The 15,641-nt window shown below is 70.1% G+C and carries 12 protein-coding genes; all 12 read left to right on the top strand.

Going from position 1 to position 15,641, the window contains the following annotated elements; all coding sequences use genetic code 11:
• On the top strand, positions 1 to 348 hold a 348-nt coding region (locus AC1RRC_RS29270), incomplete at its 5' end, for a hypothetical protein (protein WP_493059211.1).
• A 155-nt stretch (positions 349 to 503) separates the two neighbouring features.
• On the top strand, positions 504 to 692 hold the full coding sequence (locus AC1RRC_RS29265; RefSeq protein WP_493059209.1) for a hypothetical protein: 189 nt from the start codon (positions 504 to 506) through the stop codon (positions 690 to 692).
• 8 nt (positions 693 to 700) lie between these two features.
• Positions 701 to 1,807 carry a phage late control D family protein gene (locus AC1RRC_RS29260; protein WP_493059208.1) on the top strand — a complete coding sequence of 369 codons (1,107 nt, stop codon included), beginning with the start codon at positions 701 to 703 and terminating at the stop codon, positions 1,805 to 1,807.
• A complete protein-coding gene (locus AC1RRC_RS29255) occupies positions 1,804 to 2,460 on the top strand; it encodes a phage baseplate assembly protein V (RefSeq protein ID WP_493059207.1) in 657 nt (218 codons plus the stop codon). The genes AC1RRC_RS29260 and AC1RRC_RS29255 overlap by 4 nt, the downstream gene beginning before the upstream one ends.
• Positions 2,454 to 4,256, top strand: a complete 1,803-nt coding sequence (locus AC1RRC_RS29250; protein WP_493059206.1) for a hypothetical protein — start codon at positions 2,454 to 2,456, stop codon at positions 4,254 to 4,256. The genes AC1RRC_RS29255 and AC1RRC_RS29250 overlap by 7 nt, the downstream gene beginning before the upstream one ends.
• Entirely contained in the window at positions 4,253 to 4,693 is a 441-nt protein-coding gene (locus AC1RRC_RS29245; RefSeq protein ID WP_493059205.1) for a GPW/gp25 family protein, read from the top strand. The genes AC1RRC_RS29250 and AC1RRC_RS29245 overlap by 4 nt, the downstream gene beginning before the upstream one ends.
• A gap of 3 nt (positions 4,694 to 4,696) precedes the next feature.
• Complete coding sequence (locus tag AC1RRC_RS29240; protein ID WP_493059204.1) at positions 4,697 to 6,949, top strand: putative baseplate assembly protein; 2,253 nt, start codon at positions 4,697 to 4,699, stop codon at positions 6,947 to 6,949.
• A gap of 1 nt (position 6,950) precedes the next feature.
• Positions 6,951 to 9,167 (top strand): phage tail protein, encoded by a 2,217-nt coding sequence (locus tag AC1RRC_RS29235; RefSeq protein WP_493059203.1) that lies wholly within the window; start codon positions 6,951 to 6,953, stop codon positions 9,165 to 9,167.
• Positions 9,161 to 10,690 carry a hypothetical protein gene (locus AC1RRC_RS29230; protein ID WP_493059201.1) on the top strand — a complete coding sequence of 510 codons (1,530 nt, stop codon included), beginning with the start codon at positions 9,161 to 9,163 and terminating at the stop codon, positions 10,688 to 10,690. Before AC1RRC_RS29235 ends, AC1RRC_RS29230 begins: the two co-directional genes overlap by 7 nt.
• Positions 10,683 to 12,839, top strand: coding sequence for an ATP-binding protein (locus AC1RRC_RS29225; RefSeq protein ID WP_493059200.1), 2,157 nt, complete (start codon positions 10,683 to 10,685; stop codon positions 12,837 to 12,839). The genes AC1RRC_RS29230 and AC1RRC_RS29225 overlap by 8 nt, the downstream gene beginning before the upstream one ends.
• A gap of 15 nt (positions 12,840 to 12,854) precedes the next feature.
• Complete coding sequence (locus tag AC1RRC_RS29220) at positions 12,855 to 14,258, top strand: hypothetical protein (RefSeq protein ID WP_493059198.1); 1,404 nt, start codon at positions 12,855 to 12,857, stop codon at positions 14,256 to 14,258.
• A 52-nt stretch (positions 14,259 to 14,310) separates the two neighbouring features.
• A complete protein-coding gene (locus tag AC1RRC_RS29215; RefSeq protein ID WP_493059197.1) occupies positions 14,311 to 15,615 on the top strand; it encodes a hypothetical protein in 1,305 nt (434 codons plus the stop codon).
• Positions 15,616 to 15,641 lie beyond the last annotated feature (26 nt).

The raw sequence follows: 15,641 nt of genomic DNA, 5'->3' as shown, positions 1-15,641 counted from the left end.
GCGTCGCAGGGGACGGCGCGCGACCCCGTGCGCAATGGCCAGGCGCTGGCGCGGCAGGGCGGTTTGCAGGGGGCGATCGAACAGGTGCACGGCGCCGCGCAGCGCCAGAACGCCGCGGCCGCGCAGGCGGGCTTCGGGCGCGCCGGCAATGGCGCGGCGCTGGAAGGGCGGCCGTATGGCGCCGGGGTGCCGCTGCGGCCCAAGCGCGGCGGCGGCGGGCTGGCGGGAACGGTGGATGCGACGACGCCGGCGTGGCAAGCCTTGCCGGCCAACGTGGGCGGTGGCGCGGTAAAAACATTGGGCCGCCGTACGCCGGGCGGTTGTGGTTGCAATTGCAAGGGAAAGTGATTCCGTAGGGCGGTTTCCGCCCCCGGCGGAAGCCGCCATGCATGCGTTGCCACCAGCGCGCGCTGCGTCGCGGTGCGGGTATGGCGGCTTCCGCCAAGGCGGAAACCGCCCTACGGAGTCGAAGCCAACATTGTTGTTTGGGAGGAGGGGCCACCATGCCAGTCGCAATCGATCACGTTGAATCCGAAGTGGTGGTGGAAGGCGGCCGGGGCCAGGACAGCGCGGCATCCGCGCAGCGCACCTTGCCGGAGCCGCAACCGCTGCAGCGCTGGCGCGCGATCCGGCAGCAAGTGCAATGGGACCACGAGCGCACCAGCGCCATCGATTACGACCACGCCGACTGAGGAGCCCAATGCCGGACACCAGCCAACTGTTAGCCGACTCGGTCCTGCCCCGCTTTTATGTGGGCGGAGAAGAAAAGGGCGACCTCGCACGCGACGTGCTGCGCCTCGACATCGAGGAAGACACGCACGGGATGAAGCGCTTGCGCTGCGTGTTTGCCGCGATCGGTCCGCAGCGCAATGCGCGCGATGAACAGTTGCTGTACCAGGATGGCGCCATCCTGGACTTCGGTGTGCTGCTGGAAGTGGCGATGGGCCCGGCCAGCCTGCCCCGGACCGTGTTCAAAGGGCGGTTGAGCGCGCTGGAACTGGCGATGGAACAAAGCCATGAACCGGAAATCAGGATTTACGCGGAGGACAAGCTGATGCAGCTGCGCATGACACGCCGCTTTAAAACCTACGACAACGCCAGTCCGGCCGATTTGCTGCGCGAGATCGCGTCCGCCCACGGATTGCAGTCCGACGCGCAACTGGACGGCCCATCGATGGCGGCGGTGCAGCAATGGAACCAGAGCGACCTGGCGTTCCTGCGGGCGCAGGCGAAACGGCTGGCGGCCGATGTGTGGATCGACGGCGACACCTTGCACCTGGCGGCGCGCGCGCAGCGCCGGGGCAACCGGCTGACCCTGATCCAGGGCAACGATTTACTGGCGTTCGAAGCCCGCGCCGACCTGGCGCACCAGTGCACCGCCGTCAAGGTGGGCGGCTTCGACGATGCGCAGCAAGACGCCATCGACGAGGAGGCCGGCGCCAGCGCGGCGGCGGCGGAAACCTCGGGCGGGCGCGGCGGCCCGTCGATTATGCGGCAGGCGCTGGGCGAGCGCACCGGCTACCGCGTGCGCGAAGCGCCGTCCACCGATGGCGAGGCGCAGGCCTGGGCCAGGGCCGACATGCAGCGCCGCGCGCGCCGCTTCGTCACGGTGCGCGGCACCACGCTCGGCAGCCCCGGCATGACGGTGGGCAGCCTGGTGAAACTCGAGCGCATCGGCCCCGCCTTCGAGGGCGACGGCTATTACGTGACGCGGGTACAGCACAGTTTTGACCGGGAAAACGGCATGCGCACGCAATTCGAGGCGGAACGCGGCTGGATCGGCAACGGGGCCGGAGGCGCCGCATGAATACCGCCGCCGACAACGAAGAGGGACGCTGGTTCGGCGTCTATCCGGCCATCGTGGCGGACCTGGTGGACCCGCTCGGCACCGGCCGCATCCAGGTGAAATTCCCGTCGTTCGGCCAGGATGGCGAGGCCGTCACGGCGTGGGCGCGGCTGCTGGCGCCCTATGCGGACAATGGCCACGGGCTGCAAATCCTGCCGGAAGTCGAATCCGAAGTGGTGGTGGCGTTCGAGGCGGGCGACCCGCGCCGTCCGTATATCGTCGGCGCATGCTGGAATGGCAAGGCCAGGCCGCCGGAAGCGGCCGACAGCGCCAACAACCTGCGCACGTGGAAGACGCGTTCGGGCAGCCTGCTGCAATTCGATGATACGCAAGGGGGCGCGAAAGTCACCTTGTCGCTGGAAAGCGGGCACCAGGTGGTGCTGGACGACGCGGCCGGCGAAGTCTCGGTGGTGCACAGCAACGGTTGCAAGATCGTGATGGACATGGCGGGCAAGGTCACCGTGACCGCCACCGGCATGGTCGACGTCAATGCGTCGCAAGTCAACCTGCACGCGCCCACCGTCATGTGCGACAACCTGCTGCAATGCCAGACCCTGATCGCCACGTCGGTGGTGTCCACCAGCTATACACCAGGCGCGGGGAACGTATGGTGACTGCGGCGCACCCATGGAAACTGGCCGGCCCGTGGTACCGCTGGGAACATGCGGCGGTGCCGCGCGACGGCCGCAACAGCGTGCCCGCGCTGCAAAAATTCGCCGGCGCCGACTACATCGCCGGCTTCCTCGACAACCCGCAGCATTCGCTGCGCTTCGACGACACCGACGACGTGGTCAGCAACCTCGATTTCGTCAAGGCGGCGCCGGGCGGCGCGCTGCTGAACAAGGTGGCGACGCTGTTCCCGGTCGATGCCAACGGCAAGCCAACCAAGAGCAAGACCGACGCCTACCGTTCGCGGCTGGCGCCCAGCGACTTGCGCAAACTGTATTTGCCCGCGCACGACCGTCATTACCTGGTCACCTGTGAATTGCATTGCGATGTGCCGGGTTTCCCCAGCGTGCCGCGCAAGGAAGTGTGCCAGGCCGGATTTACCGTGCGCCGCCGCAGCGCCGTGGTGCCCAAAGGGCTGGAGGCGCAAGTCGCGGCGCAGGTGCACACGGTGCACACGGCGGAAGCCGATTATGCGGAATTGCTGACGCTCGATGAAACCGCGCGCCTGCACCATCTTGCGCCGGGCGAAGCCACTGCGATTGCCGCGCGCCAGCAGGCGCTGGCGCTGGCCGCCGGTGTGGCGTCGTGGCCGGCGTTGCTGGCGGCGCGGCGCGGCGCCGTGGCCAGCCTGCGCAAGGCGCTGCAGGCGTGGTATGCGCAGCATGGCGTCGATGTGAAGATCGAAGGCTGGTTTCCGCTGCAAGTGGGCGGCAAACCGTCGAAGACGCTGGGGCAGTGGCTGCCGTTGTCCGGCAGCGCGCGCCAGGCCGATCCGGAACTGGCCGGGGAATCTGTGTTTCCCCTGTATGCGCTGGCGCCCGATCCGCGCGATGCGCGGCATGACGCGGCGGGCCGCACCATGTATTACGGCGCCGTGCCGACCGCCAGCCTGACCCACGACACGGCCGGCCATCCGCGTTTCGACGACCAGGCGACCTATGAAATCTGGTGCTTCGTGCGCCGCCACAAGCCGTGCTGCCCGCGCCGCAACGTGACGCCGGACTGCAAGGGCGAGGTGGTGTGGGCGGCGCCGACCGAGGCTTACCGGCTGGCGCCGCCGTTTGACCTGGTGGGCACGTCGAACCGGCCCATCACCATCAAGATGCCGGATTTGCGGGAACTGGCGGCGCAGGCGGCCAGCCGTCCGCGCGGCCGTTTTTCGCCGGTGCGGGTGCTGCAGCCGCAGCACCTGTGCGCCAAGGTCAAGGATGGCGTGCCGCAGCCGTGCGATCCCGGCGGCGAAGCGATCTGCTTCTTTTCCATCCCCTTGATCACGATCGTGGCGCTGTTCGTCCTGAATATCTTCCTGCCGATTGTCGTGTTCATCTTCCAGCTGTGGTTCCTGCTGGTGTTCCGTTTTTGCATCCCGCCGCAAATCGCGCTGGGCGCCGGTGTCGATGCGGCGCTGGCGGCGCAGCCGCCCGGTGTGGACCTCGATGCGGATCTCGGCATCGAAGTCGAGGGCGTGGAAAAAACCGCGGCCGAAATCAATGCGCTGCTCAACACCAGCCTGGGTGGCAGGATTGCCGATGAAACCGGGGAAGACGCCGGTGACATCGAAGGCAAGCTGGCCGGTTTTTCCAACAATGCGCTGGGCGTGCTGTCGCAAAGCATGGAAGACGCGGAACGCTTGCCGGCCGATCCGGCGCAGGCGCCGCCCGATATCGGGGGCGCCGGCGCGCTGGAATATGAACCCCACCGCGACCGTGCGTGGTCGGCCGAGACCGGGAGCCGGGTATGAATGCGCCATTGTCCGGATTGCCGGGTGTCGCCGCCGGCCTTGCCACGGAGGGCGGGCTGCGCTATGAGCGCCTCGGCAAGGGCCAGGGCTTGCCGCTGGCGCCGGTCGATGGCCGCATGGCGTTCGCGTCGGGACCGGAAAAAGTCCGGCAAAGCATTTTCATCATCCTTGACACCGAGCCCGGTGAACGGGTGATGCTGCCGGAATTCGGCTGCGGCTTGCGGCGCTTCCTGATGCACCCGAATAACGGCGCCACCCGCGCGCAAATCGAGCGCGAAGTGGGCCTGGCCTTGCAGCAGTGGGAACCCCGCATCAAGGTCGCGCAAGTGGTGGTATCCGGCGCGGACGATCCGGCGCTACTGCTGGTCGAGATCCATTACCTTCACGCGGTGGACGGACGCAGGGATTCGCTGGTTTATCCGTTTTATCTGGAGTAGGCCATGCCCTTGATCATTCCAGTACTCGATGACCGCGGCTTTGAACAGTTGCGCAAGGAATTGGTGGACCGCATCCGCGTGTTCAATCCGGAGTGGACCGACCATAACCGCAGCGATCCCGCGATCACGCTGCTCGAGCTGTTTGCCTATCTTGGCGAAGGCTTGCAATTCCGCTTCAACCAGGTGCCGGAAGCGACGAGATTGGCGTTCCTGCGCCTGCTCGATGTGCCTTTGGCACCGGCCCGGCCGGCGACCGCGCTGGTGCGCTGCAAGTCGAAAGCGCCGGGCGGCGTGGCCGTGTATGGCGGCGATCAGGTCCGCGCGGGCAAGACCGTGTTTACCGTGCGCCACGATGCGGCACTGTGGCCGCTCGATTGCGTGGCCGTGGCGCGCCAGCGCCTGCTGGCGGAAGACACGGCGGCGGCGTTGCAGCAATTCGTGGCGGGACTGGACGCGGAATTGCACACGGCGGTGCAGGGCAGCATCGATGCGCTGGCGGCGGCGCAACCGCCGGGCGGGCCGGGTTTGCAGATGGTGGCGCCCTACCGCAACGCCGTGCTGGAGCCGGACGCGTCATCGCCGCCGGTGGACTTCGCCAACACGGTCGACGGTTGCGTATGGCTGGCGGTATTGAAGGATTATGACGGCCCCGATGCGCCGGCCGACGTGCTGCAACTGGCGCCGGGCCGCAACCTGGCGCTGTCGCTGGGTTTTGCGCCGGCGCCGGATTATCCAACCCTGGCACAGGTGGAAGCCTGTCCCGGCGCGGGCGGGCGGCGCGGTCCGGCGCTGGAATGGCGCGCCAGCGCGGCCGCGTTGAAAGCCGATGGCACGCCGCGCTACGTGCCGCTGCGGGTGGCGGCCGATACCAGCGCCGGCATGACGCAGGAAGGCGTGTTGCGGCTGGAATTGCCGGCCGACCTGGCGCAACTGGGCGTGCCGGCCGCGCCGCCGGAGCTGGCCGGCAGCGGCGAATTCCCGCCGCTGCTGGACGAGGCGCGCGCCGGCAAGCTGTGGTTCTGGCTGCGCGCCTGGCGCGGCGACGGCAGCCGCATCGGCAAGGTGGCGCTGCTGGCGCTCAATACGCTGGCGGTCGAGCAATCGGTGGCGGGCGCGGCGGAATTGCTGGGCTCCGGCAATGGCCAGCCGGGCCAGCAATTCCAGCTGGCCAACGTGCCGGTGCTGCCCGATGAGCAGCATCCGGTGCGCCTGCAAGTGGAAGAATCCGGCGTCTGGACCGACTGGGCCCGGCGCGGCGACCTCGACGCCAGCGATGCGCTGGACCGGCATTTCGTGGTCGATGCGGAAGCGGGCACGGTGGCCTTTGGTGAACGCTTCCCGCACATCGGCGAGCGGGTGCGGGTGCTCGGCTACCGCCATGGCGGCGGCGCGGCGGGCAATGTGCCGGCCAACGCGATCGCGAAATTCGGCGACCTGTCCGGGCCGCCGCCGTTGCCGCCGATGGGGCGGCCCGACGGCGGCGTCAAGCTGGCCAACCCCTTGCCGGGCCAGGGCGGCGTCGATGGTGAAACGCTGGAAGCGGCGCTGCGCCGCATTCCCGGCGAACTGCGGCGGCGCGGCCGCGCCGTCACCAGCGGCGATTTCCGCGAACTGGCTTTGACAACGCCGGGCGTGGAACTGGGCCGCGCCGAGTGCCTGCCGCTGTTCCATGCGCCGTCGCGGGGCAGTCCGCGCGCCGGGGTGGTCAGCGTCATGGTCTGGCCGGCGCGCGATGCGGCGCATCCAAACGCGCCCTTGCCGGACCGCTATCAATTGCGCCGCGTGTGCGAATGGCTCGATACCAAGCGTCTGGTCACGACCGAACTCTATGTGATTCCGCCGACGTATCGCCGGATTGCCATTGCGCTGGCGGTCAAGGTCAAGGATGGCTATGGCCTGGACGCGGTGCGCGACTGGGTGGAACTGATCTTGCGCCAATACCTGGCGCCATTGCCGCCATTTGGCCCGGAAGGCGAAGGCTGGCCGCTGGGCCGGCGGGTGCTGGACCGCGAACTGGAAGGGGTGGCGATGCAGGTGGAAGGTGTCGAATACGTGGAAGGCTTGCGGCTGGCGGGGTGGCAGGGCGCAACGTGGCAAGAACAGGCCGCCGTCGCCATGGCGCCGTGGGAAGTGCCGGAAGTGGCGGCCATCGCCGTGGTCGATGACCAGACACCGGTGCCGGACCCCGCGCGCGGCATCGAACCGCCGTTGACGGCGCCGGCGGTCCCGGTGCCGGTGTTCCGCGAGGAGTGCTGATATGCGCCTGGTCCCGGACAGCGGTACGGTCTTGATGCGCGGGCAGCCGCACTGGCTGCGTTGCGCGTTCCGCCAGGCGGCGCTGGTGGACGATATCGTCACCCTGGCGCCGCTCGACGAGGGCGAAGGCGGGGGCGGCATTCCGGCGGGCGAACCGTACACCGGCGGCTATGCGGGCATGGCGTTCGACCGCCATTGCCGTTTGTTCCATCCGGTGCCGGAAGAAGCGCGTATCGAGTACGTGTTATGGGGGAAAACCAGCGCGCTGGCGGTGCGCGACAGCACTCCGCACCCGTTCGAGCTGTCGGTGGCCGATGAAGCGCCCGGTGAAACCCTGCCGCAACGGCCGCTGGCGCTGGCCTGCGCGGCCGACTATCTCTATATTGCCGACCCGTTGGAACCCGCCGTGTGGCTGGCCGACAGCTGGCAGCAGGAAGTGGCGCGCCGCATCGCCATGCCGGCGCAGGCGCTCGACCTGGCGCAGGCGGGCGATGCGGTCTATGTCTTGCTGGACGCGGCGGGCGGACCCGGTGCGGCGCAGCAGTGGCTACAACTGGCACCGTGCGCGGAACCGCAGGCGCTGGACTGGCCCGCCGGTGTCATGGGCGCGCAGCGCCTGGCCGTGCTGGGAGATGGCCGCGCCTTTGTGCTGTGCCGCGCGGGGCGGCTTGACGCCACGGTGGTGTGCCTGCAACAGCCGTCAGTGGTGCTCGATGCGCCATACTGCACCGACCTGGCGGTGGCCGAGGAACATGCGGAATTCGGCGTCCTGTTCGTGCTGGCGCGCCGCCCCGCCGAGGCTTTTACCCGCTATCGCCTGCAAGGCAGGCACTGGGCGCCGCAAACCGCCTTGTCCGCCCCGCAGTATGACGGGCGCGGGATCGCGGTGGCGCCCGATGGCCGCATTGCTTATTGGACGGCGCGCGGCTTGCGCCATGCGGCGCCGGCCCGCACCGCCTATGAAGAGCAAGGCTGGCTGTTCGGCTTCGCGCTCGACTCCGGGCTGGACCAGAACCGCTGGGGTGCGCTGACGGTGGAAGCGTGCATTCCCGATGGCGCCAACATCCTCGTCCACGCGCTGACGCGCGACGAACTCGATTTCAGCGATCCGCTGCCACGCACGGCGCCAAGCGGCCAGGTGCAGGCGCCGATCGCCCAGCCGGCGTTGACACCGCTGCCGTCCACGGTGGAGTGGCTGGCGCGGCAGCAAGCGGGCCATCCTTTGTTCCGTCTTGACAGCGGCGGCGCCGACAGCCTGCGCCCGGTATTGGGCACGGCGCCGCAGGAAGGCTATGTCCTGTATGAAGCGCCGGTGCATGCGCCGCCGGGCCGTTATTTGTGGCTGGTGTTTGAATTGCGGGGCACGCGCAGCAAGACGCCGCGCCTGCGCAGCGCGCGGGCCGCCTATCCGGGCCACGGCTTGCTGCGCCATTTGCCGCGCACCCTGTGGCGCGAACCGCGCGCGGAAGACTTCCTGCACCGCTACCTGATGCCGCCCGCGGCCATGCTCGACCTGTGGGGCGCGGTGTCGGAGCAGCGCCAACGCCTGCTCCATCCCCATGCGGCGCCGCCGGAATGGCTGGACTGGCTGGCCTCGTTCATCGGCCTGGGCATGCAGCCGTGCTGGCCGGAAGCGGCGCGGCGGCAAATGATCGCCGAGGGTGCGCGCCTGTTCCGTGGCCGGGGCACGTTGTGGAGCCTGAAACGCATGCTGGAAATCCTGACGGGGGCGCAAGTGCTGATACTGGAGAAATTCCGCAGCCGGGGCGGCGGCGTGATCGGCAACCCGCAGGCGGCGTCGTCGCAGGCGGTGCTGGGTGTGGGTTTCCGCGTCGGCGGCGCCATCGCCAGCGGTGACTATGGGGCTGAGGCCGAGTTTGCTCCGGCCGCCGCGGTGTCTGTCGAACCCACGCTGTTCGACCAGTATGCGCACCGCTTCACCATCACGGTAGTCGCGAAACTCGGCGCCGAACAAATCACATGCGCGCGCCAGTTGGTGGAAACCCACAAACCGGCCCATACGCTGTTTGACCTGTGCACCGCCGATACCGGGGTACGGGTCGGCGTCGGATTGCACGTGGGTCTGGCGTCCGTGATCGGCGCCGGTTCCGGGTTCGACCAGGCCATCGTCGGCGACGCCGTGCTGGGCAAAGGGTATTTGCTGGGCCGGCCCGCGCTGCGGGGCGCGGCCGCGCCGGGGGGAGAGGGCGCATGCTGACTTTTCATATCGGCCGCTGGCAAAACACCTATCGCACCGGTTCGCCGCTGGCGGGCGGCCGCGCGGCCGAATGGGATGCGGGGCTCGGTGCGCTCGACGGCGAGCGGCTGGCGGCGGGGCTCGGCCTGGACGAATGGGTGCTGGTGCGCCGGCTCGACGTCAAGACCCGGCTCGGCGCCGACCATAGCCAGCTGCAGGCCGGCGATGCCTGGGAAAAAGCGCTGGCCGCGTCGCTGAAGGACGCGCTGGCGGCGGGCGGCGCCAACGTGGTGCGTTACCGCGACCGGCGCGACGCCGTGGCGGACATGGTGTACCGCGCGGCGGTGGGCGACGGCACCCGCGCCTGGGCCTGGCGGCGCATGGACTTGCTGCCGCAATGGAGCGGCGCGATGACCTTGACCGCCTTGCGCGAACACGCGTGGTCCGTGCTGGCGGCGGAACGCGAGGGTATCTGGCCCTTGCTGGTGCGCCTGCTGCGGTCGGAAGCGGCCACCGGGGCATTCACCGCGCTGGTGCGGGCGCTGCCGGAACCGCGCTGGCGCGACGTGTTGGCGCGGGCGCCGCAAACCCACCCGTTCATGGCCTGTGCCGGCGAAATCCGGCACGGCGACAGTGGCGGGGCGGCGGTCGCCTTCGATAGCCCGGGCGCCGGGGCGCTGCTGGTGTGGGCGCGCATCCAGCCGGTGCTGGCCAAGCGCCACGCCGGCGTGGTGGCGGTCATGCTGGCGGCGCTGGGCAGGGCGCAGGGCGTGCATGCGGCGCCGGCGCCACGGGCGGTGTTGCGGGCGGCGTACCAGGCGCTCGATGCGCTGTTGCCCGGGGTTGCACCACGGCCGGCGGCGCGTACCGGCGCCGGCCCGGGAGCCCCGGCCGGCGGGGCTGGCGCGGTGGCGGACAAGGCCGATGATGCGGCGGCGCAAAAAACCGGCAACGATGACTCCACGCCGCCAGCCATGGTTGCTTTCGATACGGCGGCCGCCACGCCGGACCAGGATGCCCCGGACGGCGGCGAAGAATTGCCCGCCGCGCCGGCGCTGCCCGATGCCGCCGCCTGGCATCCCACGTCGTGGGCCGGCCTGGTGTTCCTGCTGCAACTGGTGCCGGCCAGCGGCGTGCTGGCCCATCCGCACGCGGCCGCGCAATTGCCGGCTTTCCTGTGGCGCCTGGCCGTGGCGCTGGGCGTCCCCATGGGGGAAGCCGCGGTGCAAGCCTTTTGCGGCGGCTGGCTGCCGGGCGCGGTGGAGCGCGATGCGCCCGCCGCGCTCTGGGGCGAAGCCGACGCCCTGGCGCAGCGCACCGTCGCGGCATGGGAACAATGGCTGGCGCACAACGCGGCGGATTTGCATGTGCCCCGGCTGGCCGCGATTTGCCGGCGTCCCGGACGGATCCGATTTGAACCCGGCTGGATCGAAGTGCATTTGCCGCTGGACGCCGCCGATGCCCGCTTGCGGCGGCTGGCGCTCGATATCGATCCCGGCTGGCTGCCGTGGCTGGGATGCGTGGTGAGGATTTGCTATGACTGAACTGCCCGACCAGACTGAACGCCCTTCGCCCGCCCGGCTGGCGCAGCAGATACGCAAGCGCACGCGGGTGGAAGCGGCCGTGGTGGCGCTGCGGCTGTGCGTGGCGGTGGCGCGCCGCTTGGGCATGGCGCTGCCAGCCGAACTTTCGGCCGAATCTTCGGCTGAACCCTGCGCATCGCCGCTGGCGGACGCCATCGCGTTTGTCTTGCGCGAGGCGGCCAGCCATGAAGTCACCATGGCGTCGCTGCCGGCATGGGAAGCCGAACGCCTGCGCTGGCGCGCGCCGGACGACCTGCATCCGCTCAGCAGGCTGGCCGGGGTGGCGGCCGATACCGCCTGGAGCGGGCTGATTGCCGACCTGGTGCTGCTGGCCGGCCTGCCGGAACTGCACGAGGGGTATGCGGCGCTGTTCCGCCAGTTGCATCCGGATGGCGAACCCTATCCCACCGTGGCGCTGGCGCTGCACTGGCTGGAGGGCGAAACGCCGCACGCCGCCGGCGCCGTGCGCGACGCGGTGGAGGAATTGCTGGTGCATTCGCGCCTGGCGGCGCTCGGCCTGTTGCGGCTGGAGGGACGCGGCCCCTGGCACGGCCGTCTGTTGCGCCCCGGGCCCGGCGTGTGGCAAGCGTTGCAGGCGCGTCCGCCGCTGGCGGGCGACGGCCTGCTGGTGGCCGGGGTGCGGGATGTGCCGGGACTGGACAGCTGGCTGGCGCAGCCTGAGGTGCGGCGCGCGGCCACCGTGCTGGCGCGCGGCGAACCGTGCCTGGTGGCGCTGACCGGCGGCACCAGCGCGATGCGGGCCACGCGGGCCAGGGCCTTGCTGGGCGCGGCGGGCGCCGCCGCCATCCACAGCGTGCTGGCGCTGGCCGCGCCGCTGCAAGAGCGCGAGGAAGCGGCGGTGGCGGCCTACTGCTGCGCCTTCATGCACCGCGCGGCGCCGTGGCTCGATATCGACAGCGATGGCGGCGGCGATGAAAGCTGGGGCCGGGCGCCGCTGCGCCGCATGCGATGGGATATCCCGGTCCTGGCGACGGCGCCGCATGAACGCGCCTTGCCGGATTTACGTTTGCCGCTGCTGGCGCTGTCTGTGCAGCCATTGCCCGCCATGGCGCGGCGCGCCTTGTGGAGCACGCTGTTGCCGGGACTGGCGGCGGAGGCCGGGGCGCTGGCGGCCAGTTATCCGGTTGAGCCGGGCGAAGCGCTGGACGTGGCGGGCGACCTGGCGCTGCGCGGCCAGCTCGACGGGTGGCCGCTGGAATTGGGGGACGTCGGCGCCTGCCTGCGGGCGCGGACGGCTTGGCAGGCCAGGCCTGGCGTGACGCGGGTGGCGCCGCGCGCCGGCTGGGACGCGCTGTTGCTGCCGCCGGCCGCCGAGCGCCAGTTGCAGGAAGCCGTGCTGCGCGTGCGCCAGCAAATGACGGTGCTGGACGACTGGGGGTTCGAGCAGGGGCGCCATGAACGGCGCGGCTTGCGCATGCTGTTTTACGGCCCGCCCGGCACCGGCAAGACGCTGGCGGCGGAAGCCATGGCGCGGGCGCTGGGCGTCGACATGCTGGTGGCCGACATTGCCAGCCTGGTGTCGAAATGGATCGGCGAGACGGAAAAAAACCTGGCGGCCGTATTCGACCTGGCGGAACGGGCCCGCGCGCTGCTGGTGTTCGATGAAGCCGACGCCCTGTTTGGGCAGCGCACGGAAACGTCCGATGCGCACGACCGCTACGCCAACCTGGAAACCGCGTTCCTGCTGCAGCGGCTGGAGCGCTACCAGGGCGCGGCCATCCTCACCACGAATTTGCGCAACAGCCTCGATGCGGCCTTTACGCGCCGCTTTGAATTCATCGTGGAATTCCCCGAACCGGATGAAACGGCGCGCCGCGCGCTGTGGCGCCTGCACCTGCCCGCCGGCGCGCCGCTGGCGCCCGACGTCGACCTGGACCAGCTGGCGCAGTGGTATGCGCTGAGCGGCGCCCAGATCCGCAATGCCGCGCTGGCGGCCGCCTTCCTGGGCGCCGCCGGTGGCGGGGAGTCCGGGAGTCCGCCCTGCATCCGCCGGCGCGATTTTTTGCTGGCGGTCGAACGCGAATACGACAAAGCCGGCAAGGCCCATCCCGGCCACCCGCCGCAGCGCGGCAACGCACCGATTGTTTAACGTTGAGGAGGCCCTATGCCCATGACCCTGATCACCTACTGGACCAATGAAACCGCGGCGCTGGCGGCGGCGCTGGCGGCCACGCGGCTGGAGCTGGACGCCGCCCGCAAGGCGGCAATCGACGCCGGCATTGCGCTGTCTGTGGCCGGCAACGCCGCCCAGCTGGCCAAGGATGCGGTGGCGGCCGCGCGCCGCAGGCTGGCGCTGGCCGCCATGCCGGCCGACGGTGAAGCGCTGCTGGACGACATGCGTTCGGCCATTGCCGCATGGCGGCAGGCGGTGGCCGAGCAGGCGGCGCAGGCATCGGTGGCGCTGACGGCCGACGCGCGCCGCGATGCGCTGGCCGAGCGGGCCGCCATGCAAACCCAGGCATGGCAGGAAGCCGCAGGCGCGCTGTTAAGAGAAACGGAACTGGGCAAGATGCGCGATGCGTGGACACTGGCCGCCACCATGCCGCCCATCAGCGGTTTGCCGGCCGACGCCGATGCGGCATTGGTTGCCAACGAAGCGGCCGCGACGGCCAAAGTCGAAGCCGACTTCCCCAGCCATGCCGATGCGGACAAGGATTTCATCGGGCGGGCCCGCCAGCGCCGGCTGCTGGCGCAAAATGTCGCGGGCGACGCGGCCGACCTGGCCGCCGCTGCGGTCACGGCCACCACGGCGTGGCTGGAGGCATCGACCCGCAAGCAAGACCTGGTGGCGCGCAAGCAGCGTGAATTCGACCAGGCGGTCGGCCACTTGCGCAGCTTCGCCGAATCCAGTCCGCGCACCTTGCAAGCCATCGCCACGCTGGCGCAACTGGCGGCAGGACCGTCGGTGCTGACCGACGCCGAGCGGGCCGAATTGATCACGGCCGATGCGGTGCTGGAAACCGACCGCGAAGATGCGCTGGCGCTGTTGACAGCGCGTGACGCGGCGCAGGAACAGTTGCAGCTGGCACAAGCGGCGTATGCGGCGGCCTTGGCGGCGGCCCGCATCGCGGCGCCGGACAAGACCGATGAACAGTTGCGCAACGCGGACGCGGCGCTGAAAACCAAGTTCGACGCGCTGGCCACCAAGGCCACGGCGCTGGCCGCCGCCGATACGCCGCTGGGCGACGGCAACGCTGGCACGCCGCGCGCGCTGTTGAAGGAATGGTTCGCCGCCGTGCCGGATGCGCTGTGGGAACAGCTGGACAAGCTCGATAACAGCATCGCGATCCTGCAGGCGGCGAAAGGCACGGTGCCGGCCAACCTGGTGGCGGCGGTCGCCACGGCGGAAGATGCGCTGGCGGTGGCGCTGGGCGATGCGCGGCTGGAAGCGCGCCAGGTGGCGGCGCGCAGCCAGGGCCTGGCCAGCCTGCTGGCCACGGCCAACGCCTCGGCCACCTTGTCCGGACGGCGTGAACAGGCGGCGCAGCGCTACCTGGCGCTGGCGTGAGGGCGTTGGCGGTGTGAAGTACATCTGCAATTAACGAACAAGGGAGGGCGGCATGGGGGCAATCGAGTCATGCGGATGCCACGGCGAGACGGAACAGCGCTGCGGCGGCACGTTGCCGGACGATGCGCGCTGCGCCATCCACTATCACTTCGGCATGCTGCTCGGCGTGGAAGACTTCCAGGCCGAGCAGGGATTCCACCTCGGCGGACGGCGCCGCCACCAGCGCGCGCTGCATGGCTGGGGCGTGGTGTGGGGCTATCCGGTGTCATTCGACCCGGCCCGCGCGGAAGTCCGGGTGGGCGCCGGCTACGCGCTCGATGCGGCCGGACGCGACCTGGAACTCCATGAAACCCAGTGCGTCAGCCTGGCCGCATGGTGGCAAAAACACCGGGACGAGGAAACGTTCAGCGATATCACCAACAAGGATGACGTGCTGCTCGACCTCGATGTCATGCTTGGTTACGGCACCTGCCTGTCGCGTCCCGTGCCCGCGCTGGCCGATCCCTGCGCCGACGGCCACGCCGACATTGCCTATGCGCGCATCTGCGAAGCGCCGCAACTGGCGCTGGTGCGCCGCACCGAAGACGCGCCGCGCCCGCCGCCGCCCGCGCCACCGTACCATTTGCTGCGCTTGCTGCTGGGACTGGACCCGGTCTGGAACGACGGTGGCGGCCAGCCGTTGCCGGACGACCAGTGGCTGCTGGACAGCCTGGCGGCGCTGGACACGGCCGCGCCGGATGAACGCGCGGGCGCCGAGCGCGCCTTGTGGCAAGCCACGCTGGCGCACGCCGCCGCGGCCACCACGTCACCCGGACTGCAACCGGCGGCGTTGCAGGATGCCGAGGCACTGGCCTTGCCGCTGGCGCGCCTGTCCGGCGTGCACATCCACCTGGACGCGGATGGCTGGCATGCGGAGGTGGCGCTGGTGCGGATCGACGACCGGCCGACCCTGCTGGCCACCGGCCTGTTGCAGCAGGCGCTGTTGCGGCCCGGCGTGGCGGCGCCGGCCGATGCCGCCGGCCCGCTGGTGGTCAATGGCGGCGCCGTGCTGGCCGGGACCGGTATCACGCTGGCGTTTGACCAGGACCTGGCGCAAGCGAGCATCACGGCGGCCGCCTTTGCGGTCAGTGAATACACGGAAGCGGGCGGCTGGGCGGCGTTTACCGTGACGGCGGCCGCGGCGCCGCCGCGTGGCGTCACCCTGGGACTGGACCGGGCCCCGGTGGCCGGCGCGCTGGTGCGTATTACCGTGGTGGGTACCGGCAATGCGCCGCTGCTGTCGGCCGCACTGATACCGGCCGGTGCGCTGGCGGCCGACGGCGATGGCCGCAATGTCACCACCAGCTTGCGCAATTAAACATCATCGATACAGGCGGGAACCAT

The sequence above is a fragment of the Pseudoduganella sp. GW821-FHT12E03 genome (assembly GCF_058807115.1).
The sequence above is the reverse complement of the archived record's forward strand: the minus strand, read 5'-3'. Positions and strand labels throughout refer to the sequence as shown.